Source organism: Paenibacillus sp. Negev47, from assembly GCF_058313655.1.
Genome location: NZ_CM177754.1, coordinates 2413383 through 2439880, shown reverse-complemented (window position 1 = coordinate 2439880; position 26498 = coordinate 2413383). Strand labels below are relative to the sequence as shown.

24 protein-coding genes, 1 pseudogene and 1 other annotated feature are annotated in these 26498 nt (G+C 46.8%); of the genes and pseudogenes, 9 read left to right on the top strand and 16 right to left on the bottom strand.

Annotation, left to right across the window (positions count from 1 at the left end; genetic code table 11):
• Positions 1–10: 10 nt before the first annotated feature.
• Positions 11–1417 carry an N-acetylmuramoyl-L-alanine amidase family protein gene (locus AC4G47_RS11260; protein ID WP_491106035.1) on the bottom strand — a complete coding sequence of 469 codons (1407 nt, stop codon included), beginning with the start codon at positions 1415–1417 and terminating at the stop codon, positions 11–13.
• A gap of 348 nt (positions 1418–1765) precedes the next feature.
• Between AC4G47_RS11260 and AC4G47_RS11255 the strand changes: the two genes are divergently transcribed.
• Positions 1766–1939, top strand: a complete 174-nt coding sequence (locus tag AC4G47_RS11255; protein WP_491106034.1) for a hypothetical protein — start codon at positions 1766–1768, stop codon at positions 1937–1939.
• Positions 1940–2257: 318 nt separating this feature from the next.
• On the opposite strand, the gene leuD is transcribed toward AC4G47_RS11255, so the two are convergent.
• The 5 genes from leuD to AC4G47_RS11230 all read right to left on the bottom strand — a co-directional run bounded on the left by leuD (position 2258) and on the right by AC4G47_RS11230 (position 8968).
• The gene (leuD, locus tag AC4G47_RS11250) at positions 2258–2860 is read right to left on the bottom strand and encodes a 3-isopropylmalate dehydratase small subunit (protein WP_491106033.1); all 603 of its coding nucleotides are present in this window, start codon (positions 2858–2860) and stop codon (positions 2258–2260) included.
• Positions 2861–2891: 31 nt separating this feature from the next.
• A complete protein-coding gene (gene leuC / locus AC4G47_RS11245; RefSeq protein ID WP_458127287.1) occupies positions 2892–4313 on the bottom strand; it encodes a 3-isopropylmalate dehydratase large subunit in 1422 nt (473 codons plus the stop codon).
• A gap of 377 nt (positions 4314–4690) precedes the next feature.
• Complete coding sequence (locus tag AC4G47_RS11240; protein WP_491106032.1) at positions 4691–6148, bottom strand: glycoside hydrolase family 1 protein; 1458 nt, start codon at positions 6146–6148, stop codon at positions 4691–4693.
• 45 nt (positions 6149–6193) lie between these two features.
• Complete coding sequence (gene licT, locus AC4G47_RS11235; RefSeq protein ID WP_491106031.1) at positions 6194–7033, bottom strand: BglG family transcription antiterminator LicT; 840 nt, start codon at positions 7031–7033, stop codon at positions 6194–6196.
• Positions 7034–7069: 36 nt separating this feature from the next.
• Positions 7070–8968 carry a beta-glucoside-specific PTS transporter subunit IIABC gene (locus tag AC4G47_RS11230; RefSeq protein WP_491106030.1) on the bottom strand — a complete coding sequence of 633 codons (1899 nt, stop codon included), beginning with the start codon at positions 8966–8968 and terminating at the stop codon, positions 7070–7072.
• A gap of 363 nt (positions 8969–9331) precedes the next feature.
• Here AC4G47_RS11230 and AC4G47_RS11225 point away from each other — a divergent pair, with 363 nt between their 5' ends.
• Entirely contained in the window at positions 9332–10252 is a 921-nt protein-coding gene (locus AC4G47_RS11225; protein WP_491106029.1) for a LysR family transcriptional regulator, read from the top strand.
• A gap of 510 nt (positions 10253–10762) precedes the next feature.
• On the opposite strand, the gene AC4G47_RS11220 is transcribed toward AC4G47_RS11225, so the two are convergent.
• The 3 genes and pseudogenes from AC4G47_RS11220 to AC4G47_RS11210 form a co-directional block, all read right to left on the bottom strand.
• Entirely contained in the window at positions 10763–11584 is an 822-nt protein-coding gene (locus AC4G47_RS11220; protein ID WP_458123049.1) for a carbon-nitrogen family hydrolase, read from the bottom strand.
• 73 nt (positions 11585–11657) lie between these two features.
• A complete protein-coding gene (locus AC4G47_RS11215; protein ID WP_491106028.1) occupies positions 11658–11879 on the bottom strand; it encodes a hypothetical protein in 222 nt (73 codons plus the stop codon).
• Between the two features lie 2 nt (positions 11880–11881).
• Positions 11882–12031 (bottom strand): annotated as a pseudogene (locus AC4G47_RS11210) (ABC transporter substrate-binding protein); the annotation flags it as partial.
• A gap of 92 nt (positions 12032–12123) precedes the next feature.
• On the opposite strand from AC4G47_RS11210, the gene AC4G47_RS11205 reads away from it, so the two are divergent.
• The 7 genes from AC4G47_RS11205 to AC4G47_RS11175 all read left to right on the top strand — a co-directional run bounded on the left by AC4G47_RS11205 (position 12124) and on the right by AC4G47_RS11175 (position 19551).
• Positions 12124–13332 carry a pyridoxal phosphate-dependent aminotransferase gene (locus AC4G47_RS11205; RefSeq protein WP_491106027.1) on the top strand — a complete coding sequence of 403 codons (1209 nt, stop codon included), beginning with the start codon at positions 12124–12126 and terminating at the stop codon, positions 13330–13332.
• 64 nt (positions 13333–13396) lie between these two features.
• Positions 13397–13610: a binding site (T-box leader), on the top strand.
• Between the two features lie 83 nt (positions 13611–13693).
• A complete protein-coding gene (gene proB / locus AC4G47_RS11200) occupies positions 13694–14797 on the top strand; it encodes a glutamate 5-kinase (RefSeq protein WP_347398062.1) in 1104 nt (367 codons plus the stop codon).
• Between the two features lie 58 nt (positions 14798–14855).
• Entirely contained in the window at positions 14856–16103 is a 1248-nt protein-coding gene (locus AC4G47_RS11195) for a glutamate-5-semialdehyde dehydrogenase (RefSeq protein ID WP_491106026.1), read from the top strand.
• A 36-nt stretch (positions 16104–16139) separates the two neighbouring features.
• Positions 16140–17000 carry a pyrroline-5-carboxylate reductase gene (gene proC / locus AC4G47_RS11190; protein ID WP_036607595.1) on the top strand — a complete coding sequence of 287 codons (861 nt, stop codon included), beginning with the start codon at positions 16140–16142 and terminating at the stop codon, positions 16998–17000.
• Entirely contained in the window at positions 16997–18220 is a 1224-nt protein-coding gene (locus tag AC4G47_RS11185; RefSeq protein WP_491106025.1) for a 2,3-diketo-5-methylthiopentyl-1-phosphate enolase, read from the top strand. The genes proC and AC4G47_RS11185 overlap by 4 nt, the downstream gene beginning before the upstream one ends.
• The gene (locus AC4G47_RS11180; protein ID WP_491106024.1) at positions 18217–18894 is read left to right on the top strand and encodes a 2-hydroxy-3-keto-5-methylthiopentenyl-1-phosphate phosphatase; all 678 of its coding nucleotides are present in this window, start codon (positions 18217–18219) and stop codon (positions 18892–18894) included. The genes AC4G47_RS11185 and AC4G47_RS11180 overlap by 4 nt, the downstream gene beginning before the upstream one ends.
• A 3-nt stretch (positions 18895–18897) precedes the next feature.
• A complete protein-coding gene (locus AC4G47_RS11175) occupies positions 18898–19551 on the top strand; it encodes a methylthioribulose 1-phosphate dehydratase (RefSeq protein ID WP_491106023.1) in 654 nt (217 codons plus the stop codon).
• Positions 19552–19702: 151 nt separating this feature from the next.
• On the opposite strand, the gene AC4G47_RS11170 is transcribed toward AC4G47_RS11175, so the two are convergent.
• The 7 genes from AC4G47_RS11170 to AC4G47_RS11140 all read right to left on the bottom strand — a co-directional run bounded on the left by AC4G47_RS11170 (position 19703) and on the right by AC4G47_RS11140 (position 26419).
• Positions 19703–20992 carry a multi-tm2 domain protein gene (locus AC4G47_RS11170; protein WP_458123057.1) on the bottom strand — a complete coding sequence of 430 codons (1290 nt, stop codon included), beginning with the start codon at positions 20990–20992 and terminating at the stop codon, positions 19703–19705.
• A 37-nt stretch (positions 20993–21029) separates the two neighbouring features.
• Positions 21030–21482, bottom strand: coding sequence for a hypothetical protein (locus AC4G47_RS11165; protein WP_491106022.1), 453 nt, complete (start codon positions 21480–21482; stop codon positions 21030–21032).
• Positions 21475–21975, bottom strand: coding sequence for an RNA polymerase sigma factor (locus AC4G47_RS11160; RefSeq protein WP_491106021.1), 501 nt, complete (start codon positions 21973–21975; stop codon positions 21475–21477). The genes AC4G47_RS11165 and AC4G47_RS11160 overlap by 8 nt, the downstream gene beginning before the upstream one ends.
• A gap of 247 nt (positions 21976–22222) precedes the next feature.
• The gene (locus AC4G47_RS11155) at positions 22223–22927 is read right to left on the bottom strand and encodes a DnaD domain protein (RefSeq protein WP_458123060.1); all 705 of its coding nucleotides are present in this window, start codon (positions 22925–22927) and stop codon (positions 22223–22225) included.
• A 20-nt stretch (positions 22928–22947) separates the two neighbouring features.
• Positions 22948–24243: an asparagine--tRNA ligase gene (gene asnS, locus AC4G47_RS11150; RefSeq protein WP_062835156.1), complete on the bottom strand. Its 1296-nt coding sequence runs from the start codon at positions 24241–24243 to the stop codon at positions 22948–22950.
• A gap of 101 nt (positions 24244–24344) precedes the next feature.
• Positions 24345–25550: an acetate/propionate family kinase gene (locus AC4G47_RS11145; RefSeq protein ID WP_036607607.1), complete on the bottom strand. Its 1206-nt coding sequence runs from the start codon at positions 25548–25550 to the stop codon at positions 24345–24347.
• Positions 25547–26419, bottom strand: a complete 873-nt coding sequence (locus AC4G47_RS11140) for a 3-hydroxyacyl-CoA dehydrogenase family protein (protein WP_062835158.1) — start codon at positions 26417–26419, stop codon at positions 25547–25549. The genes AC4G47_RS11145 and AC4G47_RS11140 overlap by 4 nt, the downstream gene beginning before the upstream one ends.
• Positions 26420–26498: the final 79 nt, after the last annotated feature.

The following is a 26498-nucleotide window of genomic DNA, read 5'->3' as shown; positions in this document are numbered from 1 at the left end:
ATAATTCACTTTACAGTCCCAAAAATTCAACGATTCCGTCCACAATCGCCTGTGCACATTTGTCCTGGTATTCTTCGGTAAGCATGACTGCTTCATCTGTTGGGTTGCTTAAAAAACCAAGTTCAAGTAACACAGCAGGCATAGTTGTTTCGCGCGTCACATGCAGACTCGCCGTTTTAACACCACGATCCTTGAGTCCTGTTATCGGCAACACATATTTGTGAAGAGTGTCAGCCAAGGTTTTGCTTTCCTTACGGCTGTAGAGCGTTTCAACGCCGTTTGGTACGGGTGTCGTAAATTTGTTTCCATGAATGGACACAAAAATATCTGCCTGATTCAATTCAGCAATATCTACGCGCTGTTTAAGCGAAAGCTCTGTATCATCCTGGCGTGTAATGACCGTCTGAATATCTTGGTATTGTTGAAGGATTGCCTGTACCTTCAGTCCTACAGCCAAATTGAAATCCTTCTCATAAGCACCCGACAAACTCACTGCACCCGATTGACGACCACCATGTCCCGGATCAATGACCACAATCGTTTTCCCGTCATTCGTAGGCACTGCCGGTTGGCTTGTGGGTTCTCCACTCGTGGCTGTCAGATCGACGAGCAGGACATTGTTATCTCCAACAGACCATTTGGCAGTAGCCTTCTGACTTAGATCCAGAACAACACGCACGGTGGAAGGCGCCTTGCTGAACATGGCATATCGAACTTTGGAAACCAGGGATGAATCCGTAACGAGAATCTGTCCGCTGCCATCCGGGTTAGAGGCTTGTCCTTGAATGAATTCCTGAGAAAATGTCGCTGCAGGAAGATCAACAATAATACGGTCTGGCCCACCAATACTGGAAACTTTCGGGCTAATATTACCGTTTGTCGCTATAATCAAGCGATCTCCGCTGAAGCTGATCCCTTGAAGTTCTGTCAGACCACCTGGGACAGGCGCCTCGACGGGGGCACTGTCACCTTCCGTTTCAACCACGGGAGGAATACTAAATAGGCTTACTGTCTTGGTTCCATTGTCCCATCCAACACGCAGACCCATGCCTTCCCCGACAAAACGTAGCGGAACAAGCGTAGTTCCCTGTTTGATTAATGGGGGCGAATCCAGGTTTACTACATTTCCATTCACTGTAGCCGCATCTTTACCAGCGGTCATTTGAATGGTGCTGCTTCCTTTTTGAACCTGGACTGACTTGGTTGCCTTCTCCCACTTCACTTCATAACCTAGGTTCTCGGATACAATTCGAATTGGAACCATGACCGTCTTCCCGATATTCTCTGCAGGAGCTCCCGTCTGCTGGTCAATGGTTACACCGTCGAGCACAATCGAGGGAGTGGTGTCTGCATGTGCCATGACTGGAAATAAACACAGGAACAGAAAAAAAACGACTGCTGCTGACCATTTCTTCATACCTCATCCACCATTCTTTTTGTCTTTTGAACATCCGACCTGATTCTCTGCAGTGTAAAAACAATGACGCTATGTAACCTTCCATAATATACTAAACAGTTTATCAGATATTGTCCCTTCATCCGGTTACAACGTTGTCATATTCAGTCGGAAATAAGATGATAAAAAGGGATCACATGAAGCCATGAATCTCTTATTGTCATGAATGTATATCGATTTCATTTCAATGATGTCATATATTGACGATATTACATCTAACAATGTAACTTTAAAGTATACATATTCTGGAACAGAAAGTACTGCTAAAAAAAGAAGTTATTAGATAAAAAACTCTTAGGAGGGAACTGGATGCTTACACTATATAAGAAAGAACCCGATGGCAAATTCCTTTATGCGGAATACTGGATTGAAGAAGGACAAGTCGTTGAACATATCGGCACAGTCGGTACTCATGGTACAACGAGCAGAAAAGACTTTCCGTGTGATACCGCGATGAGGACGAATTCAAAAGAGACTATCTGAAGCGCTTCACAGATCAGGGCTATAAAGAAGCCTCCCAGCAGTACGGTTACGTATTGCTCATCCAATATCCCATGAAGAGTATGACAGGAACCAAACGTGATCTGTGGCTCAAGGATAAGGCTAGTGAAGTACTGATCAGTGAGCTCGGCTGGAGAGGGCTGGGATTGTAGATGGACACGATATGGGCAAAACGGCTAATCCGATCACGGAGTTCGCTTTGAATATATATTTTCTGAAATACAAAAAGCTTCTGTCTCACTGATCGGAACAAGGTTCCTTTCGGAGGCAGAAGCTTTTTGTTATAGGATACTTTAGAGATTAACCGAACAGTTTTGCCGCGTGGCGTTGTTCATATGCAGCAATCTCATCATCATGTTGAAGGGTGAGACCGATGTCGTCCAATCCTTGCAACAGGAATTGACGACGGTGCTCATCCAGATCAAAATCGATATGCAGTCCGTATGCATCAGTAATCGTTTTGTTTTCCAGACTCACATTCATCTCGTAGCCTTCATGTGTTGCTGTACGCTGGAACAGGTCCTCAACCTGCTCTTCCGACAGCTTGATGGGCAAGATTCCGTTCTTAAAGCAGTTATTATAGAAGATATCCGCAAACGATGGTGCGATGACACAACGGAATCCATAGTCCATAATCGCCCATGGCGCATGCTCACGGGAAGATCCACAGCCAAAGTTGGCACGCGAGATCAGGATCGATGCTCCCTCGTAACGAGGTTTGTTCATTTCGAAGGAAGCAATGTTGTTCCCCTCTTCATCAAAACGCCATTCATAGAACAAAAATTGTCCAAATCCTGTACGCTCAATCCGTTTCAGAAACTGTTTCGGAATGATTGCATCTGTATCTACATTGACCCGGTCTACCGGTGCAACGATGCCTTGTAATGTTTTGAATTCTTCCATATTAAACGTTCTCCCTTCTGTCCGTTATTGGTTAGATCGCTGCTTCCGTTTTGAAATTCCAGTCCCGTACGTCCACAAAGTGGCCCTTAACTGCTGCTGCTGCTGCCATTGCCGGAGACACCAGATGCGTACGTCCTCCGCGTCCTTGACGTCCTTCAAAGTTACGGTTGGAAGTCGAAGCACAACGTTGTCCTGGCTTCAATACATCCGGGTTCATCGCCAGACACATGCTGCATCCCGCATCACGCCATTCAAATCCGGCTTCCGTGAAGATTTTATCCAAACCTTCTTGTTCTGCTTGGATTTTAACTCGTCCTGAGCCTGGTACAACAATTGCTGTAACCCGACTGGATACCGTGTGACCTTTAGCCACTTGTGCTGCTGCACGCAGATCTTCGATCCGTCCATTGGTGCAAGAACCGATAAATACATAGTCAATTGGAATCTCGGCGATTGGTGTTCCCGGTTCAAGTCCCATATATTCAAGCGCTTTTTCAGCCGCTTTGCGTTCGTTTTCTGTAGGCAATTCAGCCGGAACAGGAACTTTCGAAGAAATGTCGGTTCCCATGCCAGGGCTTGTTCCCCAAGTTACTTGCGGAATCAATGTTTCCACATCGATTTCAACCACATGGTCGAACTCGGCACCTTCATCGGTTACAAGTTGTTTCCAACCTGCTACAGCTTCATCGAATTTGGCATCCGCTGGTACGTATTCACGTCCACGCAGATATTCGAATGTTGTTTCATCCGGAGCGATCAATCCTGCTCTTGCTCCACCTTCGATGGACATGTTGCAGACCGTCATACGCTCTTCCATGCTCAACTCACGGATGGATTCGCCTGTGTACTCAATAACATAACCTGTTGCAAAGTCTGTACCGTATTTGGCAATAACTGCGAGGATCATGTCCTTCGCGGTTACACCCGGGTTACGTTTGCCGACAAAACGAACTTCCATTGTTTTGGCTTTCGCTTGTTGCAAACATTGGGTTGCCATAACGTGCTCAACTTCACTTGTTCCGATTCCGAATGCCAGTGCACCAAACGCACCGTGTGTGGACGTATGACTGTCACCACATACAATTGTTTTGCCTGGGTGAGTCAGACCGAGTTCAGGTCCCATAACGTGCACAACGCCTTGATCAATTGTGTCCAGATCATACAATTTCACGCCGAAATCACGGCAGTTTTGCGAAAGTGTATCAATTTGTTGCTTGGAGATTGGGTCTGTAATGTTGAAACGATCTTTTGTTGGAACGTTGTGGTCCATTGTCGCAAATGTCAGCTCAGGGCGACGAACTTTACGCCCACTCAGACGAAGTCCTTCAAATGCCTGCGGAGAAGTTACTTCGTGCACCAGATGCAGATCGATATACAGAATGCTCGGTTTGCCTTCTTCTTGATGAATTACGTGATTTTCCCAAATTTTCTCAAACATCGTTTTTTTACTCATCATTTTCACCTCATCATAAGTTCGGTCCTTGGAAGAGCCTCGTGTTTCTTCTAAAAAGTGAAGCTCTTGAATGACATAAATATATCACCCTGTCCTTCATTGTTCCAAGATATAATATCTATAGATGTAATAGGTTTAACCTATAATGAGGGAAAAGCAAATAAACCACTGCTCATAGCAGAGGTTTCAGTTGATAACAATTATCATTATCATATAAAGTCTATACTACGTTCCCGCTTCTTCGCTGTCAATGCTTTTATCTAAAACAGGAAAAAACAGCCCTGAATCCAGAGCTGCTTTCCCACTTCCTCATTAGACTTATTAGATGATCCATTCCAGTCAACAATGTCTTATGGAGTGCTTGTCCTACTCGCGTATTACAAGCCGTTATTCGCAATCACATCTTTGTACCAATGGAAACTCTTCTTGCGTTTTCTCTCCAGTGTTCCATTGCCGTCATTATCCTGATCTACATAAATAAAGCCATATCGTTTCTCCATCTCTGAAGAAGAATAACTGATCAGATCAATCACTCCCCAACTGGTATAGCCCAACAGTTCAACACCGTCCAGAATCGCTTCATGCATTTGTTCAATGTGAGAACAGAAATAATCAATACGATAATCATCCTGAATGCTACCATCGGCTTCAATCGTATCTACAGCTCCAATCCCATTTTCAACGATAAACAAGGGCACCTCGTAACGGCTATACAGTTCATTCAATGAGATACGCAAACCTACCGGGTCAATCTGCCAGCCCCAATCATTGGTGTGGAGATACGGATTCTTCACCCCTCCAGTTGTATTGCCACTCACCTGTTCCAATCGGTCGCCATCCACACTCGAGACGAGGGACATATAATAACTGAATGAGATAAAGTCCACAGTGTGTACTTTCAGAATCTCCTCATCCCCCTCAAGCATATCCAGATGAATTCCTTTTTCGGTAAAAAATCTCTTTGTAAAGTACGGATACGCTCCGCGCACCTGTACATCCGTGAACATCAGATTGAATTGATTATCCCGGGAAGCAACGAGTACGTCTTCGGGATTACATGTATGAGCGTACGTCGTCAGTTTGGTAAGCATACATCCGATCCGGGAACCTGGAATGATCTCATGACAGTACTTCACTGCGAGCGCACTTGCTACAAATTGATGGTGTAACCCTTGGTATATCGCCTGCTCCACATTCTCAAAACGCTCTGGAACAATGCCACCACTGGTAAACGGATGACGAACAATGCTGTCAATTTCATTAAATGTAATCCAATATTTCACTTTGTCCTTATAACGGGTGAACACGGTTTTACAAAAGTGAACAAAATAATCGACCACTATCCGATCCGTCCATCCACCGTGGTTATTCACCAGATACATCGGCATTTCATAATGTGACAACGTAATCAATGGTTCAATTCCTTGTTTCAGCATGCCATCAATAACGCGGTCATAGAACTGCAAACCGGCTTCATTCGGCTCTGTTTCGTTACCATTTGGGAAAATTCGGGTCCACGCAATAGATAGGCGCAACGTTTTTAGACCCATCTCCCCAAACAAGGCCAGATCCTCCTCGTAACGGTGGTAGAAATCAATGCCTCTGCGTTTCGGATACTCTCTATCCGAGGTAGACTCCATCGCAGTCTTGATTTGTTCTTCATTGATTGCATTGTGTTTCTTATACTCACTCTTGGCCACACCTTTTCGATAGATAGCAATGTCGGCTGTTGACAGACCTTTGCCGTCCACATTCCAGGCTCCTTCTGCCTGATTGGCAGCTATTGCCCCTCCCCATAGAAAGTCTTCTGGAAACGGTCTTGTTGTATTGGTCATTGTGTATTCCTCCTTGGATTAACGCTGTGACTCTTTCATTCTTGCTTAATTACGACTCATGACCCGATTGATATGAATAATCAAATACATCATCTCCTCATTGGAGATCGTATGTTCAAACCGGGCTTCAATATAATCCTTGATCAGAAGTACGCAGGCTTCTTCCTGCGGATATTTACTCGCGATCTGCTCAAAGAGCTCATGATCCTGCGTATTTAATGTTTTATGCTCAAAGAGCCGTTGAATGAAGAACTGCAAATGGGTCAAAAAGCGTGAATAGTTGATGCTGTGTGTATCCAGCTCCACGTGATAGTGAATTTTGATAATATTAAGTACATCCTTGACGGTGTTAGTCATCAACATGACCTGATTCATATTGTCATCATTCTGCTGGGCATTAACGAGATGAAAGGCGATATTGGCCGCTTCCTCTTCTGGCAGGGTGAGACCAAGCTCTTTTTGAATGAGAGACAGGCCGTGCAACCCGATACTGAACTCCTGTGGATAGAACTTTTTCACTTCCCACAGCATTCGGTTCTGGATCGTCATATTGTCCTTGAATCGCTTCATGGCCATATAAAGGTGATCCGTTAATGCGACATAGAGATGATCACTCAGATGGCGGGACAATGTATGTTTGGCATGGGAGATGATTTCATCAGCCAGAATCAGATATTCTTTTGGCGTTTCCTTCATCAGGGCAGTGAGATCTGAGGAGATCGTTTCATTTTCAAGGACATAGATCTTCTCGATCTCATCCTCACTCACGATATCTCCCGGTTTGCTCTTGTAGCCGATGCCCTTTCCCATCACAATAATTTCCTTGTCATCCTCACCACGTCTGGCGAGAACAATGCTCGAATTCAGTATTTTTACGACTTCCATATCAGGCTGCCTGCCTTTCATTCATATTTCAGCGGGTTATAACACCGTAATTAATGGTTTCCCCGGTCCTGTTATCGATGCAGTTTCATTGCCCAACACCTCCAGATAATCCGATGAATTGGTCACAATTACAGGGGTCGTGGTGTCATAACCTGCAGCTTGTATTGCTTCAAGATCAAATTCGATCAGGAGCTGACCATGAGAGATCTGTTCTCCTTCGTTTACTTTTACATCAAAATGCTGGCCTTTCAGTTTCACCGTATCCAATCCGACATGAATCAGAAGTTCAACTCCCTCTACTGATCTCAGACCGATGGAATGTTTGGTACGAAACACCGTCTCAACGGTACCATCAAACGGGGCAAACACCTTTCCAACACTTGGCTGAATCGCCATACCTTGTCCCATGGCCTCTTGTGAGAAGGCTTCGTCCTTCACCTCTCTTAAAGGCATCACCTTGCCTTCCAATGGAGCAAAAACGATCTTTTTCGATTTGATCCCTGTGGATGGCTGGATTTCAGATTCGCCTCTCGCTTTGATTGTGGGACTGCCTGCCATCGACACTGCTGTTGGAACAACATCCTGAAATCCAATGACATATACGGCGACAAACGCGACAATGGCAGAGATCAGCATGGTAATGATCGCATAGATAATATTCATATGATCTTCACTGATAAACATAGGCATGGAGGCAATCCCCGGACCCACGGCAGCATATGCTTTGAGATTCACAATACCTGCGAACAACCCAGCGACTCCGGCGCCGATCATGCAGGCAAACAGCGTTTTCTTGAGCCTTAAATGTACACCGTACAGAGCGGGTTCCGTGATACCGAATACACCTGAAATTCCTGCAGACAAAGCGACTTGTTTCAGCTTGATATCTTTGGTTTTGAATGACACCGCCAGTGCGCCTGCTCCCTGCGCCATATTGGATGCCAGCATCGCGACCAGCACCAGTGTCTCGTATCCAGGTGAAGCCAAGGCTGCAAAAATAATAGGATAAAATACTTTATGCATACCGAACATGACAATTAGAGGCATCAATATAGCCATAATGACAACGGTCAACCATCCAATCTTATCCTGAATCCAATAGATCAGGTTGGACATTCCCGTTCCGAGATACATCCCCAGAGGTCCAAGTACAATCAGAGCAACTGGAGCAACAATGAGAATAACAATCAACGGTTTAAGGAAAATCTTGACCGGCCCTGGTGAGATCTTGTCCGCGAACTTTTCAATGTAAGACATGAACCAGACCGTTAGAATAATCGGTACTACGGATGTCGCATATTGAACGGATGCAACAGGTATGCCAATAAAGGACACCGGATCTTCACCGCCAAGCAGACCAATCATATTCGGGTGTAACATGATGCCACCAAACAGAACGGCAACAAAGGGATTGGTTTTAAATCTATTTGCACTGGAATAGGCCAGTAGAATCGGAAGAAAGTAAAAGGCAGCATCAGACATGACACTCAAAACGGTATATGTCTGGCTCTCTTTGGACATCAAGCCGGTCACGGTCGCTAGTAGCAACAGTGCCTTAAGCATGCCCGAGGCAGCAATGGCTGGGATAATAGGTTGGAAAATGCCTGCAATGACACTGGCAAAGGTATTAAACAGACCTTTGGGGCTATAATCCGCTTTTTGTTTCTCCTGAATCTCGTTTGATTGCCGAGTATCCACCATCTTGGCAAGTTCATTGTAGACGTATGCGACGTCATTACCGATAATTACCTGATATTGTCCGCCGCTATTCACTGCGCCAATAACGCCATCGAGGCTCTTAATTTCTTGGGTCTTCGCCATATCCGGATTCTTCAGGGTAAGTCTGAGCCTGGTAGAGCAATGAATTAACGTGTTGATATTATCATTGCCACCGACCAGCTCCATAATCGATTGGGCTAATTGTTTGTGATTCATGGTGCACCTCCGCAATATTTCATGTAGGAAACAAAAAAAGACCTAAAAAGGGTAGGAAAAATAAATATTCCCACCCAATCTAGGTCTTGCCTGCCGAACAGTAACACGCCATCGTTGGATGAACTGTTATTCAATTATATGAACAAAAAAGAATATGACATTTGAAATGTATCCGTGCTGAAGCTTAAAGCTGATACATATGAAAACGTTGATTTTGTTTTACCCGGGTAAGTGATTCTCTTAAGCGTTTTCAAAATCAGTATAACAACTCTTCTGATGTAGTGCAAGCGATTAAGCGAAATTAATGATTTCTTCATCTGCAGTGATATAATGGTGGCATAACGAAAGGAATGACCGATGACGATGGAATTCAGACAACTTCAATATACGCTGCAAATCGCGGCCGAGCGCAATTTCTCCCGGGCAGCAGAGAAGCTGCATATTGCCCAACCTTCATTAAGTCAGCAATTATCCAAATTGGAAAAAGAATTGGGTGTACTCCTTTTTCAGCGAAATACAAGTACGGTGGAGTTAACCCATGCCGGTGTTACGTTTGTTGAGCAAGCCCAAAAGATCGTAGATGCCATGGAGCTATTGCGTCAGGAAATGTCAGACATCTCCCAGCTTCGCAAAGGTAAAGTCGTTGTGGGCAGCATGCCGATCACGGGCTCACACTTGCTCCCACATGTGCTTCCAGCGTTCCAACAAGCTTATCCGGAGATTGAGGTTACCTTATTGGAAGACTCCGGGCTTACACTGGAGAAATTGACAGCAAGCGGCAAAGCTGATCTGAGTTTGCTATCTCTTCCTTTACAAGAACCAAGCTTGTCTTATGTAACCATTGGAGAGGAACGGATTGATCTGGCAGTTCCCCCGAATCATCCTCTGGCACGCAGGGCGGATCCGGAACATCCGATTCCTGTGCGAATTGAAGAGCTTCGTGATGAACCCTTTGTTGTGTTGAAAAAAGGACAGGGCTTCCGCAAACTTACATTTGATCTCTGTGAGCAGGCCGGTTTTGATCCCCAAGTTGTGTTTGAGAGCACTAATATTGAAACCGTTCAGTCGCTAGTCGCCACAGGTATGGGCATTACACTGGTTCCACGCTTTATTGCCCGTGCACCGCGCAGTGAATTCGTGCCTGTGTATGTGCCACTTGCTGAGCCTACTCCAAGCAGAACACTTGTTGTGGCTTATCGTCAAGGAAGAGTACTGTCAAAAGCAGCCGAGGCCTTCATCCATACGTTTCAACAAACCGTTGCCGAACTGTCCCAAGGGGACTAATGAATTGTTCCTTTGGATATGGGAGGCATATGGTACTGAACCAAAACAAAGGCTTGACCCCTATGGGCCAAGCCTTTGTTTTACTCGTTTCCCGCATCCGCAGGATAAAGTTCTTACTTTGCAATCACAGTAACTGGTTCCAGTACAATGTTGCTTGTTAAGTTGTTTAGCTTCGATGCTTATTTATAATGTTAACGTAGAAACGTACATAAGAAAACTTCATGTCTGGCGGTTTATTTTCGCAAATTACGATCGCTTGTCAGCCTGTTTTGCTGATTCATTACACGGCCTTCGTCCTGAACAGTTGAATCAGGGGGTGATAGCCCTCCTGCTCCATTCTCTAAGAATGCCCTTAAGTGATCTTCCCTTGTGTTATCCTGTTCCAGTCTCCTGAGCGTATCTTTCACATGGTTGTCCATTGATTGATCATCCTCCTTGGTGACGGGATAGTTATCATTACCCGCGTCCTGGATGAATAAACACTTCTACGAAAAATTTTATTCCGCTTTTTTATTTTTTGCCAAAATAAACGCCAGGTCTACGGTCCTCAAATACGGGAATACGGCCGCGAACCTCATCTACCAGGGAAGGACGAATGATTCCGGTCACGATCTCTTCCCCTTCGCCACCTTCAGCCACAATCTCACCCCAAGGATCAATGATGAGGGAATGCCCGAAAAATTCGGTCTCTCCCCCTTTACCCACACGGTTACAGGCGATTACATACATTTGATTCTCAATGGCTCGTGCTGTAAGCAAGGTACGCCAGTGGTGCAGACGAGGATTCGGCCATTCCGCAGGTACAATCAAGGCCTTGGCCCCGTTTAGAGCAAGTGTGCGGGCCAGTTCCGGAAACCGGATGTCGTAACAGATCGAAGCACCAGCTGTAAGACCGTTCTGCAATTCAAAAATTTCAGGTTCCGCACCAGGCTGTAGATATTTCTCTTCATCCATCAGGCGAAACAAATGTAATTTATCGTATCGTGTTACCTGTTTTCCTTCACGATTATAAGCGTACATTGTATTGTAGATCTGTCCATCCCGCTTCTCGGCGATTGAACCGCCCACGATGGAGATTTGATGTTTTTGAGCAAAAGCAGATAACCACTCCCGTGATTTCTGGCCTTCCGGGTCAGCGAGTTCATGAATTTGCGTCAGAGCGTAGCCCGTATTCCACATCTCAGGCAACACAGCCAGCCCCAGATCCGGATATTGTTCTACCGCACGTTCAAGCAACGACTGCATATGTTTATGATTGGCCTCAGGGTCTCCGAGCTGAATATCGCCCTGAATCAGGGCTACACGCATTTCCCCATGTTGTTGTTCTGTCATGACAAGCACTCCTCTGAACCGTAATACCTGCTATCATAGCTTGATCATCTTAAGGACTGCAACCCTGTTTCCGTTATAAACCTCCACATAACAACTCAGGGAGCAGGGTCAGCAATCGATCGATCGTGAGCGCATCACCCACATTCACTGATATTGCCCATAACAAATAATCGTGCACCCCGATGATCTGTAAATACAGATGCCGTTTCCCCTTCTTCAATCTTTCTGTATGGACTTCGCCCACATCTGCTTCGTACGCTCCCCATCGGGATCCAAAGCCTTCATGTCGGTTCACCTCTCATCCAATACTTTCTGAATTTCCGCAGTTGGCTTCAGCCCGTCTTTTCCATATAACAACTGTGGCAATCCTGCACCCGCCATGACAAACAGGCGATTCCCGGGATACAACGTGAATATCGAAGCGGTCTCCCCTTCTTTTAATCCGTTCGCAAGTGGATTTCCCTCTATACAGCTCGGGATTGGCGTGATAAATTAATGAGAACTATTTGCCATATTTAATAACCGGAGTGATGAATATAATGACCCATTCAGACCATATAACTGCTCGTTCAGCCTTTACGATACCGACTTCTGATGTGATGGCACAGTTGCCAACGCAATTTTTTGCTACCCTTGTTCAAAATGTAAATCGCGAAATCGCAAGTGGTCATGACGTGATTAATCTGGGTCAGGGGAACCCGGACACACCGACACCACCCCATATTGTGAAAACACTGCAAGAGTCGGCTGAAAATCCCCTCTACCACAAATACTCCCCTTTTAGAGGATACTCTTTCCTGAAGGAAGCTGTCGCCAAACGTTATAAGGAAGATTACAACGTTGATCTGGATCCCGAGACTGAAGTTGCGATTCTGTTCGGAGGCAAAACAGGATTGGTTCAGTTACCTCAGGTACTGCTTAACCCCGGAGACACCGTTCTCGTTCCAGATCCGGGCTACCCGGATTACTGGTCTGGTGTTGCACTCGCCAAAGCAAACATGTCATTTATGCCTTTGCTGGAGTCCAACGCATTCCTGCCTGATTACGAAGCCGTTACTGCGGAAGATCGGGAGAAGGCCAAGCTGATGTTCCTGAACTATCCAAACAACCCAACGTCAGCAACGGCACCCCTTTCGTTCTACGAAGATACGGTTGAATTTGCCATTCAAAATCAAATCGTAGTTGCCAGCGACTTTGCTTACGGTGCGATTGGATTCGACGGACATCGTCCAGTAAGTTTCCTGCAAGCTCCTGGTGCCAAAGAAGTGGGCATTGAGTTCTATACGTTATCCAAAACATATAATATGGCTGGATGGCGTGTTGGATTCGCACTTGGTAACGCAGAGATTGTCTCTAAAATCAATCTGCTCCAGGATCATATCTATGTCAGTCTTTTCGGTGGGATTCAAGCTGCGGCAACGGAAGCACTGACTGGCTCCCAGGAATGTGTTGCCTCGCTGGTTTTACGTTACGAATCCCGTCGCAATGCGTTCTATGACGCTCTATCCTCGATTGGCTGGCAAGCTTCGAAACCGGCAGGTTCATTCTTCAGTTGGTTGCCTGTACCTGCCGGTTATACCTCCGCTTCATTTGCAGACTTGTTACTGCGAGAAGCCAAGGTTGCCGTAGCCCCGGGTATTGGTTTTGGTTCGCATGGTGAAGGCTATGTACGCGCAGGACTGCTAAGTGATGAAAACCGATTACGCGAAGCTGTGGAGCGGATTGGCAAGCTGAATTTATTCAAGTAATTTACAGGACCATAACCCCTTTGCATATGCCAAGTTTCCATGGTATGTTATAAGAAATATTGAACGAAACGTGATGACGGGACCAGTAAGAGAAATCAGTCGCGCCCAGAGAGTAAATTCCACCCTGCTGAAAGAATTTACCGCGACTCTTCTCTGAAACCTACCCCTGAGCGGCCTGTTACGTACAGGACAGTGCCTTCTGTTACAGGGCATGAAGCCGGATGATCTAATCATCAATAAAGGTGGTACCGCGGAAGTAACGAACTTTCGTCCTTTTTAACTAAAGGGCGGGAGTTTTTTTTGTACCCGCAAAAGCCTGCTCCAAGAAGCACTTATTAATCATGTTTAAGGAAGTGAAACCATGACTTCACGTATTGTAGTTAAGATTGGAAGCAGCTCGCTTACAACGGAAGAAGGCGGTCTGGATCGCAGTTCGATCACTTTTTTTGCCGGAGAAATTGCAGCATTGGCTGATCAGGGTCATGAAGTGCTCTTGGTCACCTCTGGAGCGGTAGCGGCCGGATTCCGGGAGATCGGCTACCCTCAGCGTCCCAAACTTCTGCATGAGAAACAAGCCGCAGCGGCCGTTGGGCAGGCATTACTGATGCAGGCATATCAACAGGCTTTTGCAGCGCACCGCGTTACTACGGCGCAAATTCTGTTAACCCGCACAGACTTTCACAGTCGTAAACGCATGGGTAATGCAGGCATGACCGTAGAAGAGTTGCTCAAACAGCGAGTGATTCCGATTTTCAATGAGAATGATACGGTATCGGTGGATGAATTGAAGTTTGGTGATAACGATCTGTTATCCGCGTTGGTTGCGAACCTGGTCAAGGCACAGCATCTGATCATTCTTACCGATACCAACGGGCTGTACACCGCAGATCCGCGGAAAGATCCGTCTGCCGTGCGTTACGACCGTATCCCCGAGATAACGGCTGAGATCTACGCTTTTGCCGGTGGTTCAGGATCATCGGTTGGTACAGGCGGAATGCGATCCAAAGTCGATGCAGCCAAGGTTGCGACACGTGGAGGCGTACCTGTATTCGTGGGAAGTGTGAAAGAACCTGGAGATATGCAGCAGGCGGTTGATGGCACGGGCAAAGGAACTTACTTTGAGACACGACTCGCTTCGCTATCCCGTAAAAAGCAGTGGCTCGGGTTCATGTCTACTCCGCTGGGAACAGTCGTTGTGGATGATGGTGCTGAAGAAGCACTTGTCCATGGGGGCCACAGTCTTCTACCTGTAGGGGTCAAGCGAGTACTGGGAACATTCCATGCCGGAGACGTCGTAGAAGTCATTGGAATGGATGAAACCTTGCTAGGTCGCGGTATTGTCAATTATGATGATGACCAGCTTCGACTCATTGCCGGCCTTCCCAGTGGCGAAGTGATGAAACAACTTGCTAGCATCCACAGACTCGAAGTTATTCATAGAGACGAGTGGATTACGTTAAAATAAACATACAGCTATATAGTGGTCGAAATAATTAACTTTATATATATGAGGAGGAATTAAGATGAGTGAAGTTAGAGAAAAAGCCAGCAAAGCCCAAGCCGCGGTTCCACAACTGAACCGATTGAATACAGAACAGAAAAATACGGCCCTGCGTGTCATGGCAGATGCATTGATTACGGAGACGGATTCCATCATTACGGCAAACGCCGAAGATCTGGTACGAGGCAGAGAACAAGGTACACCGGAATCCATGCTGGATCGACTCGCCCTCAATAAGGAGCGCATTGCTGGCATTGCTGAAGGATTACGTCAGATTGCGGATCTGCCTGATCCAGTCGGTGAAGTGCTGGAGACATTCACTCGCCCTAACGGATTGCATGTTGAAAAACGGAGAGTGCCGATTGGTCTGATCGGTATCATCTACGAAGCTCGACCTAATGTAACCGTGGACGCAGCGGGATTATGTCTCAAAACAGGTAATGCAGTGCTTCTGCGCGGCGGCTCCTCTGCCCTGTCCTCCAACCGCAAAATTGTAGAGGTGCTGCATCAGGCATTGGCAACGACAGACATGCCTGCTGATGCGCTGCAACTCGTTGAGGATGCAGATCGTGCTTCCGTGGATGAAATGCTCAAATTGAACGGACTGCTGGACGTCATCATTCCACGCGGAGGGGCTTCACTCATTCGTAATGTGGTTGCTAATGCGACAGTACCTGTCATCGAAACTGGGGCAGGCATCTGCCATACCTACGTGGATGAGTCAGCCGATCCAGTCATGGCAGCCGAAATTGCCATCAATGCCAAGGCACAACGTCCATCGGTATGTAACTCCATGGAAACGTTACTGCTGCATGCCGCATACGCGGAAGAGCATCTGCCTGCTCTTGCCGAGCAATTCCGTGAGGCCAATGTGGTTTTGAAAGGTTGCGACACGGTGCGCCGTCTTGTCCCTTCCGCTCTGGAGGCAACCGAGGAAGACTATGCGACCGAGTACAACGACTATATTTTAAATATCCGTGTGGTCGAGAACCTGGACGAAGCGATGCAGCACATCGCACATTACGGAACCAAACATTCCGAATGTATCGTAACCAGAGATACAATTCATGCAGAACGCTTCATGCATGATGTGGATGCAGCAGCCGTCTATCACAATGCGTCCACACGGTTCACCGACGGATACGAATTTGGCTATGGAGCCGAAATCGGGATCAGTACCCAGAAACTGCATGCACGTGGACCGATGGGACTTCCAGCACTCACGTCAACCAAATATCGGATTACCGGCAATGGACAGATTCGTCAATAATATCCCAGCACCAGTTATATAGGAGGAACGATAAATATGAGTCAAGAGCAGCAGACGTTACTACAACAGAAGATTACTTTCCACGGAGCAGGCGCGATGGCTGAGGCCATCGTGCGCGGACTGATCTCCCGCCTGGTCGTTCGTCCTCAGGATATTACGATGCTGAACCGTAGCAACCAGAAACGTCAGGAGGAGCTCAGCACCCGTTATGCTGTACATACCGGAACTGCCTCACAATCCTTGGATCATCTTGCCTCCACTCCGGTCATTGTACTCTGTATGAAACCCAAAGATGCTGCCGCAGCGCTACGCGAACTGGGTCCGCTGTTATCACCTGATCAACTGATCGTGTCTGTCATTGCCGGATTATCGATCCGCACGATGCAGTCCTTGCTCGGTCGCAAACAGCCGATTGCCAGAACCATGCCGAATACTTCCAGTACCATCGGACTTGGCGCAACCGGTCTTGCTTTCTCTGCGGAGATTACGGATGATCAGCGCAGTACGGTAATGACCATGTTTGAAGCGGTTGGAATCGTGACCATTGTGCCTGAAGATAAACTTGAAGTGCTCACAGGTATTTCCGGAAGCGGCCCTGCTTATGTATACTATTTAATGGAGGCCATGATTGCCGCAGGTATTCGTGGTGGCTTATCCAGCCAGCAATCTCGCGATCTCACTGTTCAGACGGTGCTGGGCGCGTCACGTATGGTACAACAAACCGGTTTGGAGCCGATGAAGCTGCGTAGTGATGTGACCTCCCCGGGAGGGGCAACCCAGGCAGCATTGAAGACGCTGGACGAAGGAGATTTCTTTGAAAATGTAATCGCAGCCGTCAACCGCTGTGCAGAGCGCTCACGGGAGATGGGAGCTGCTTTGGAAGGGGATTTAAAATGAACAACATGTGCACAGCCACATATCGTCTGCATGATGATCATGCGGACTTTCGCAAGAAGGCTCAATCCATCGCCATCGGCATGACCGTTGGTAGCTGGACTGAGTTGCCACAGGCCCAGCGTGAAGCCATGCAAAAGCATCTGGGTGAAGTGATCAGCGTAGAAGTCCATGAAGCTGATGGCATGGCCGCAGGGGAGCGTTACGCCGATATTACCATCGGATATCCTGATGTGAACTTCAGCCGTGATATCCCTGCCCTGCTCGTAACGGTCTTTGGCAAGATCTCAATGGATGGACGGATCAAATTGACAAAGCTTGGTTTCTCGGATGGTTTCCTCCGTGCATTCCCGGGACCCAAATTTGGACTGAATGGTGTTCGTGATCTGCTTGGTGTACATGACCGTCCACTGTTAATGAGTATCTTCAAATCGGTTATCGGACTGGATGCAGATGAACTGCGTGAACAATTCATTCGTCAGGCTCTTGGTGGCGTTGATCTGATCAAGGACGATGAAATTCTGTTCGAGAATAAATTGACACCTATTGAAAAAAGAGTCGAGGTCTGCATGAAAGCTGCCGAACAGGCACGCCAGGAGACAGGTAAGAAACTTCTGTATGCAACCAATCTTACGGGACCTACATCTCGTCTGAAAGAGCAAGCTGAACGCGCTATTGGTGCAGGAGCCAATGCACTGCTATTCAACGTATTGTCCTACGGATATGATGTGCTGCATGAACTCAGCAGTGATCCAGATATTAATGTGCCGATTATGGCTCACCCTGCTCTTGCAGGTGCACTGTATCCTTCACCACATTACGGCATGTCGGCTTCCGTTGTACTAGGCCAGTTGATGCGTCTAGCGGGTGCCGATCTGGTGCTCTTCCCTTCTCCTTATGGATCGGTAACGATGCCGAAGGAAGAAAATATGGCGATTACCGAGCAGCTGTTGTCATCTGATCTGCCGGTGAGAACCAGTATGCCAGTGCCTTCAGCCGGTATCCATCCAGGCCTTGTACCGCTTATTTTGCGCGACTTTGGCACAGATGTCATCGTTAATGCGGGTGGCGGTATTCATGGACATCCAATGGGCACTGAAGCAGGAGGACGGGCATTCCTGCAAGCCATTGAAGCAGCTCAGCGCTCCATACCACTCGCGCAATACGCAACCGAGCATCCGGAGTTGAAAAGCGCACTGGATCTGTGGGGTGGCGAACGATGAGAAGTGATAAGAAAACCGTTATTTTCTGTGACTTTGATGGGACGATTACCCTTTCGGACAACATCGTAGCGATCATGAAACATTTCAAGCCTGAGGGCATTGAAGCGATTATGAAAGATACGATTGAGCAAAAAATTTCGCTGCGCGAAGGTGTTGGAGCCATGTTCGCTCTGTTGCCTGCATCGCAGAAAGACGAGATTGTGAAATTTGTGCTTGGACAAGCGGGGATCCGCGAAGGATTCAGCGAGTTTCTTGAATATGTCCGTAGCGAAGGTATCGAATTCAATGTGACGAGTGGCGGCATGGACTTTTTTATTGACCCCTTACTCGCACCGTTCGGTATCCCGCAGGATCATGTCTATTGCAATGGAGCTGACTTCTCGGGTGAAACCATTCGGATTGAATGGCCGAACCCCTGCCAGCCTCCTTGTGAGAATGGCTGCGGCATGTGTAAAACGACCGTGATTCGTACCTTCCCGGAAGAACAATACAATCGAATCCTCATTGGAGACAGTCTGACGGATTTTGAAGGTGCCAAGATCGCGGATCTCGTCTATTCCCGTTCCATTCTAACGGACAAGTGTATTGAGCTGGGTGTAGACCATGTGCCATTCGCAACCTTTTACGATATCATCGAAGATATGAAACAGAAGCAAACACAAGGAGTGCTGTAAACGATGGGCTTTGAAAAGATTACATTGGAACACAAACGTCAGGTCCTTGAAGAACTGGCTGATATTAAAGCACTGTTCGCCAGTCGTAACTGGTTCCCGGGTACAAGTGGCAATCTGTCGATGCGTGTAGGAGACTTTGATCCAGAACAATTTTATTTTGCGGTTACCGCCTCTGGCAAAGACAAATCTCTTCGCACACCGGAAGACTTCCTTTTTGTGGACAAGCACGGCAAAGCGATCGAAACGACAACGTTGAAACCAAGTGCAGAAACGTTGATTCACTGCGAAATCTATCGTTTGACGGGTTGTGGCGCTGTATTCCACGTGCATACCGTGTTTAATAACCTGATCAGTGAATTCTTTGGAGCAGAAGGTCATGTGCCGATTCAGGGTATTGAACTGATTAAAGCATTCAACATCTGGGAAGAAAATGCGGAGATTCGTGTACCGGTCCTGCCTAACTTTGCGGACATTCCGTCCATTGCTGAATTGGTACCGGATGTTCTGGATGCCAAAGTTCCGGGAATCTTGCTTCGTAACCACGGCATATATGCGTGGGGCAAGGATGCTTTTGAAGCGAAACGTCATCTGGAGGCTTTCGAATTCCTATTCGAAGTGATGTACCGTCAACTTCTGCTGAAGGGTGCTACGAAATAGCAATCATTTATTCGAAATCAAAGCTGCACAACTAAAAACACGCCAAGGCTGATATACATAGGCCACGGCGTGTTTTTTGTTTGTGGGATAACAGCGATTAGAAAGGTTGCTCTGTCATCGTGGTGTCAGTGTAACTTTTCTTTAGGTCACTCTACAGTCGATCATCCCGATCCTTGAATAAAAAGAGACTGTCTGCTTCTTCGTCATTCCGATGAAACGAGCGATTCGTTCCCAATTCCCGTTGCTTACCAAACAGCAATTTCAAGCCGCCAAAAATGAGCAGCAAGGAAACAATGACGGTGTTCAAATAGGAACGGATCTCATACGTCATAAAGGCATTCGGGAACAGCTCATTCAGCTGTGGAATGACAAGCCGGATCGTTAGGTAATATAGTCCAAGCGCCGCAATCCCGAATCCAATCAGGCGCTGATGGCGGGCCCAATCCTTGAAGATCGGCTGATCAACCAATGGCTCGCGTCCATAACGACTGGAGCACTGTAATCCGTCAAAAAAGCTGTAGAACCAGATCAACGGAATCATGAACAGGAACACCGATAAATGAAGCAGGTCCAGAATGTAGATACTGCCGAGAAACAGGAACATCAACTGCATGCCTCTTTTTTGCAATCCCAGATATAGATGACCCGCACCTGGAAAAGCGGATAGCAGCGTTGCAAGCACTTTGCTACGTCGTCCGGCTACTCTGCCCATCTCCAATTCTTCGAATAATGTCCGATCCTGCAACACCTCACCAGCCTGCTTACGATGGACGTGCTGTACCGCATCAAACATGCAGTATACCCATATTACTGGCAGAATGAGTAAGAACATTAGAAATACCGATTCATTGGTGATCGAAGCCACGAAAACCATCATGGCAAATGAACCAAAGAACGCCATCAGGAACGACAACCCGCGATGCAACAATCCCAGATGAAGGTGGCCCAATCCCGGAACAAATGAGAGCAAAATGGTGAAGAACCGTTCACCCTCACTACCTTTTCGATACATGGGTTGACCATAGGGACCCTCAGGATGACCATATTCACCACCAGGATGTTGATGCAGCTCATCTTCATTCATCTGCTCCATAGGCCCGTGCTGACCCATGTATGCTCCCTGGTAAGCGGCTCCTTGGTGTGGTGCTTCATAAGGTGCACCGTATCCCCTATAATGTGCTTCTCGGGCAGAAGGTGCACGGAGCAGAACAATCACGATGTCCAGCATGCTGATCCCCCAGAAGAAAGCAGCACCGAGGGCACCGAAAATCATTAAATCTTGTTCATTAGTGACCATTGCTAGCATGAATGAGCCAACAGCTGTTCCGAAGAAAAGCAATGGATAAATCACAGCCCTTGCGGCCCGTCCCCAATACATGAAACCAAGACCTGGTATCAGGTTTAATAGAAATGCGAGTAATTTGTTACGATCTGAGTGCACAGTCGTCATCCTTTCTTTTCAGGCAATGCGAAACCATTTATGGTTTAGGCTTGAAGGTATCCAGCCATGAAGTGGCTGCCTCCGTCCATTTCTCCGTGAAAGACCCTCTGTGGTCGCCATCCTGGAACTTGTGATACGGGGCTACCTTGTCAAATAGCCCAGATGAGAGGAAGATCAATGTCAGACAGGCTGCTACCGCATAATGAAACACTTTATGTTCAAGCCAGCGCCGGTTTCGTCCAGCGCGGGATTTACGTTGAGGCTTGGAGGATTGAATACCCACAATCCGATGCATCACTGAATCTGCAAACCCTGTCGGGTCAGGCAACGGAGGTAGTTCCTGATGGATGCCGAGTGCTTCCAGATAGCTGTCCATCGCATCTGTGTCTTCCATCAGCAGCTGTTCCATTCTGCTCGCTTGAGTTTCACTCATACGGCCTTCAATATAATCAGCCCATTGCGCAGCGGTATACTTCTCCTGTTTACCCACGCCATTCATCCTCCTTCCAATGATTCCGAATCCACTGCCGGGCACGATACAAACGGGATTCCACGGTTTTCACAGCCACCTGTGCATCACTGGCAATCTGCTCGTAATTTTTCTCACCTAAATAATACGCAGTGATAATGTCACGGTGCTGAGCAGGCAACTGATTAATACGTTCGCGAAGTTTATCCTGACGTTCTTCACGAACGAGACGGGCAAGAACGTCTTCATCCCGTCCTGGCATGTTTATTATTTTTTCTTCTCCACCCAGATCCTCAGCACTTCGTCTGCCCAGCTTGCGTTTGGCATCTATCGCTTTGTGAAAGGCGATTCGGGTTAACCACGTTTTGAAACCTTCAGAACGGTAGTCGGGGAGAGACTTATACATCTGAATGAACGCCTCCTGAGCTGCATCCTGAGCATCCTGATCGTTCCGCAATACGGAATAGGCCACATGGTACACATGCTGGCTATATTTATCAATCAGAGTACGCATCTGAGATGTATCTCCTTGACGGATTTGTTCGATTACGCGCGCTTCATCAATAACTCTCCCCTCCTCTCCAATACAATAGACGACAGCTTGTGTGGTAACCCCTGCGTGATCCATCAAATTTTTTTAAAAACAAAGTGAATTCATTGCCTGAAAGGTTGATGCCGCTAAAAACTCATCCAATCTATAATCCAAAAAAACAGGCACAGAATGACTTCTGGCCTGTTTCTTGTCCTTGCCTACGCTGGAATTAACGTCCACCGTTACGAAACCGCTGCGTGTATGCCTTGGCGTCTTGAACCGTCTTGACACGATTGCGGCTCCACTCAAGCAGAATTCGATCGATATACCGGAAATGTACTTTACCTGCAAAAACCGCTTCCTTCAGAGCCATTAGAATCAGTTCCTCTTGATAACGATCCTGATCCAACCAACTGGATATCGTCTCGCACTCCATTGGAGAGAGCGGACGGCCGAATTCTTTTTCAAAGATGGAGAACATATTTCGTTCTTCCTCTTCTTTTTGAACACTGTTCGAATCTTGGCGTGCTGTACTGCTGTTCTGCTGTTCTGCACGGAAAGCCGCTACTCCTTCGGCAGTGCACGTTGCAAGCTTGGCATATAATCCATGCAAATCATACCGTTCGTACTGGATGTCACGTTCCTCGTCACGATGCTCGACAATCGCAATATACCCATCTCGCATCAGTCGTTGCAACATTCTCGCAATACCTTCTGGTGCAAGTCCCATGCGTGTAGCAAGCTCTTCAAGCGTGGGAAACTCATTGAACTCTGCTTGACGGAACCCTAGCAGTTGAATCAGAAGAAGCACTTCTGCATCGGATAGGCCCAGCTGGTGATAATAACGTAACAAGGCATAAGGCAGGTGAGCTGTGCCCGAAGTCATGCCATAAGCTGCTCCATCCAACCAAGCTTTGGATGTCGTGTCTTCCATAGACGCTCCTCTGTTAAGCATTAAGGGTACAGACGATAGAGCATACGTGGGAATGCGATTGTTTCACGTACATGATCCAACCCACAGATCCATGCTACCGTCCGCTCCAATCCCAGACCGAAACCGGAGTGAGGAACCGATCCGTATTTACGCAGATCCAGATACCATTGATACGCTTCATCCGAGAGGTTGTGCTCCTCAAAACGTTGTTGCATCAATTCCGGATCATCAATACGCTGCGAACCGCCAATAATCTCTCCGTAGCCTTCTGGTGCGATCATATCAGCACAGAGTACAACTTCTGGACGATTCGGATCTGGTTTCATATAGAAAGCCTTAATTCCAGCAGGGTAATGCGTGATAAAGACGGGTGTATTGTACTTCTCAGCAATCGCTGTTTCGTGCGGTGCACCAAAGTCTTCCCCCCAAGGAATATCGAAGCCTTGTCCATGCAGGAATTCAATCGCTTCATCATACGTAATACGCGGGAATGGAGCTACGATGCCTTCGAGTTTGGATACGTCACGACCGATGGATTCCAGTTCTGCACGGCAGTTTTTCAGCACGGATTGAACGACATGAGCGATAAATTTCTCTTGTACGCGCAGACTTTCCTCGTGATCTACAAAGGCCATTTCCGGCTCAATCATCCAGAACTCAATCAAGTGGCGACGTGTTTTGGACTTCTCTGCGCGGAATGTTGGACCAAAGGAATATACTTTGCCCAGCGCCATGGCTGCGGCTTCCATATACAATTGACCACTTTGCGTCAAATAAGCATCTTCATCAAAGTATTTGATATGGAACAGGTTAGTTGTTCCTTCCGCAGACGATGGTGTCAAAATCGGAGGGTCCACTTGTGTGAATCCGTTACCATCAAAGAACTGCTGAACAGCGCGAATAATCTCTGCACGAATCACCATAACCGCACGTTGCTTCGTGGAACGAAGCCATAAATGACGATGATCCATCAAGAAATCAACACCATGCTCTTTTGGCGTAATAGGATAGTTTTCAGTCAGGTGAATGATCTCAACCCCAGTTACTGTCATCTCATAACCAGATGCGCTGCGGGGTTCCTCACGAATAATACCTGTAACATACAAAGAGCTTTCTTGTGTCAGGCTCTTGGCATTGTTCCAGATCTCTTCACTAACTTCACTTTTCACAACTACCCCTTGAATATATCCGGTTCCATCACGCAGCTGCAAAAACTGAATTTTACCGCTGGAACGTTTGTTGTTAATCCAGGCACCGATTGTCACGGTTTCGCCCACATGCTCGTTCACATTACGAATTACACAATTCGTATTCATGCCATATCTCCCCTTGATTCCTGAAATTTGAAAATGCAGCGGGCAGGCTTATGCCTGTCCTCTGCACTTCCTTGTCATTCTATATTTACTTTACAGTTAGATTACTGAGAATTCAATACGATTCGGTGTGTATCGCGTGCAATGACCAGTTCTTCGTTTGTTGGCACAACGAGAACTTCCACTTTGGAATTCGCTGTTGTGATCCGGCGGGGTTCGCCGGAACGAATGGCATTTAACGCTTCATCCAGTTCAACACCCAGGTAAGTAAGCTGCTCACATACTTTTTGGCGAAGAACAACGGAGTTCTCACCTACACCAGCCGTAAATACGATCACGTCTACACCGTTCATTGCAGCTGCATATGAACCAATGTATTTACGCAGACGGTATTCGTACATTTCAAAAGCAAGTGTGGAGTTGGCATCACCATTTTCCATACCTTCCGTAATCTCACGCATGTCACTGCTGATTCCGGAGATCGCAAGCAATCCACTGTGTTTGTTCAACATGGAGTTCACTTCGCTTACGCTCAGTTCTTCCTTGTTCATTACATAAGGTACGATGGCTGGGTCAAGGTCACCAGAACGCGTTCCCATCATCAGTCCTTCAAGCGGAGTCATACCCATCGAAGTATCCACGGATACCCCACCTTTAACTGCTGTTACACTACCACCGTTACCGACGTGACAAGTGATGATCTTCAGATCTTCCACTGGACGATCCAGATATTCAGCAGCTGCCTTGCTTACGAAATCATGGGAAGTACCATGTGCGCCGTAGCGACGTACTTTATATTTTTTGTAAAGTACACGCGGAATAGCATACAGATATGCTTTTTCCGGCATCGTTTGATGGAACGCCGTATCGAAGACCATTACTTGTGGAACACCAGGCATATTGGCTTCAGCCGCACGAATACCCATCATTGCTGCCGGGTTATGAAGCGGAGCCAAGTCGAACAAACGACGAATTTCAGCTTTGGCAGCATCATCTACCAGTGCAGATTCCTTAAACGCTTCACCACCGTGAACAACACGGTGTCCAACAGCTTGAATTTCACTTACAGAATCCAATACACCATTTTCTTTGTGAGTCAAAATATCAATGACTTTACGGATTGCTGTTGTGTGTTCCAAAATTTCACTAACTTCTGTAACATCCTCACGGCCTGTCGGTTTGTGTGTCAGAATGGAGGAATCCATTCCGATCCGCTCTACCAGACCTTTAGCCAATACAGATTCATCAGTCATATTATACAGTTGATATTTGAGCGAGGAACTCCCCGCATTAATTACGAGTACTTTCACAGTCGGTCACCATCCTTGTCGTACTTGAAGAATCCTTCGCCTGTTTTAACACCCAGGTGTCCTGCACGCACCATTTTTTTCAGGACCGTGGAAGGACGATATTTCAATTCTCCGAATTCACGGAACATTCTTTCGAGTGCAGCTTCAACAGAATCCAATCCGAAACGGTCAGCCATTTCGAGTGGTCCATGTTGGAAGTTGTATCCGATACGCATTGCATCATCGATATCTTCAGCAGATGCAACACCTTCTTGCAATACATGCAACGCTTCGTTAATCAGCAGGCAGATCAAGCGGGAAGTTACGAATCCAGGTGATTCATAGATCATTACTCCTTTTTTGTCCGCTACTTCTTCTACAAATCGTCTGGTTTCTTCGAATGTCGTATCCGAAGTTTTCAGTCCACGAATAATCTCTACAAGATCAACCCGGGAAACCGGGTGAATAAAGTGCATACCAATAACACGCTCTGGGTATTTGGTCGAGCTTGCAAGCTCGGTCAAACTCAGCGTGGATGTGTTACTTGCCAGAATGACATTGCTTGGGCAAACTTGGTCCAGTTGGCTGAATACTGCTTTTTTCGCATCCAGATCCTCTGAAATAGTCTCAATGACCATATCGCAAGTTCCAAGTTCAGCTAAATGAGCTACCTTGGTAATACGGGAAAGAATCAATTTCTTCTCCGCTTTTGTAATCGCCCATTTCTCCAGTTGTTTATCCAGGTTCGTTTCGATCATGTCATATGCATGATCCAGTTTTTGTGTTGTATGCTCCACGAGAAGCACATCAAGTCCTTTGGCTGCGAGCATCTGGGAAATACCTTGTCCCATCGTACCGCCACCGACAACTCCTATTTTTTTGAAAAACATGGTTCTGCTCCATCCTTTCGGTTCTCTATTTCTCTATTGTACCCTGTTCGCCGAAAATTACAAATTTCGACCCAACATA

Bases quoted from the DNA above. Each gene is read 5' to 3' on its own strand.
- AC4G47_RS11260 (WP_491106035.1), bottom strand. From the start codon at position 1,417: ATGAAGAAATGGTCAGCAGCAGTCGTTTTTTTTCTGTTCCTGTGTTTA.
- AC4G47_RS11255 (WP_491106034.1), top strand. From the start codon at position 1,766: ATGCTTACACTATATAAGAAAGAACCCGATGGCAAATTCCTTTATGCG.
- leuD (WP_491106033.1), bottom strand. From the start codon at position 2,860: ATGGAAGAATTCAAAACATTACAAGGCATCGTTGCACCGGTAGACCGG.
- leuC (WP_458127287.1), bottom strand. From the start codon at position 4,313: ATGAGTAAAAAAACGATGTTTGAGAAAATTTGGGAAAATCACGTAATT.
- AC4G47_RS11240 (WP_491106032.1), bottom strand. From the start codon at position 6,148: ATGACCAATACAACAAGACCGTTTCCAGAAGACTTTCTATGGGGAGGG.
- licT (WP_491106031.1), bottom strand. From the start codon at position 7,033: ATGGAAGTCGTAAAAATACTGAATTCGAGCATTGTTCTCGCCAGACGT.
- AC4G47_RS11230 (WP_491106030.1), bottom strand. From the start codon at position 8,968: ATGAATCACAAACAATTAGCCCAATCGATTATGGAGCTGGTCGGTGGC.
- AC4G47_RS11225 (WP_491106029.1), top strand. From the start codon at position 9,332: ATGGAATTCAGACAACTTCAATATACGCTGCAAATCGCGGCCGAGCGC.
- AC4G47_RS11220 (WP_458123049.1), bottom strand. From the start codon at position 11,584: ATGACAGAACAACAACATGGGGAAATGCGTGTAGCCCTGATTCAGGGC.
- AC4G47_RS11205 (WP_491106027.1), top strand. From the start codon at position 12,124: ATGACCCATTCAGACCATATAACTGCTCGTTCAGCCTTTACGATACCG.
- proB (WP_347398062.1), top strand. From the start codon at position 13,694: ATGACTTCACGTATTGTAGTTAAGATTGGAAGCAGCTCGCTTACAACG.
- AC4G47_RS11195 (WP_491106026.1), top strand. From the start codon at position 14,856: ATGAGTGAAGTTAGAGAAAAAGCCAGCAAAGCCCAAGCCGCGGTTCCA.
- proC (WP_036607595.1), top strand. From the start codon at position 16,140: ATGAGTCAAGAGCAGCAGACGTTACTACAACAGAAGATTACTTTCCAC.
- AC4G47_RS11185 (WP_491106025.1), top strand. From the start codon at position 16,997: ATGAACAACATGTGCACAGCCACATATCGTCTGCATGATGATCATGCG.
- AC4G47_RS11180 (WP_491106024.1), top strand. From the start codon at position 18,217: ATGAGAAGTGATAAGAAAACCGTTATTTTCTGTGACTTTGATGGGACG.
- AC4G47_RS11175 (WP_491106023.1), top strand. From the start codon at position 18,898: ATGGGCTTTGAAAAGATTACATTGGAACACAAACGTCAGGTCCTTGAA.
- AC4G47_RS11160 (WP_491106021.1), bottom strand. From the start codon at position 21,975: ATGCGTACTCTGATTGATAAATATAGCCAGCATGTGTACCATGTGGCC.
- AC4G47_RS11155 (WP_458123060.1), bottom strand. From the start codon at position 22,927: ATGGAAGACACGACATCCAAAGCTTGGTTGGATGGAGCAGCTTATGGC.
- asnS (WP_062835156.1), bottom strand. From the start codon at position 24,243: ATGAATACGAATTGTGTAATTCGTAATGTGAACGAGCATGTGGGCGAA.
- AC4G47_RS11140 (WP_062835158.1), bottom strand. From the start codon at position 26,419: ATGTTTTTCAAAAAAATAGGAGTTGTCGGTGGCGGTACGATGGGACAA.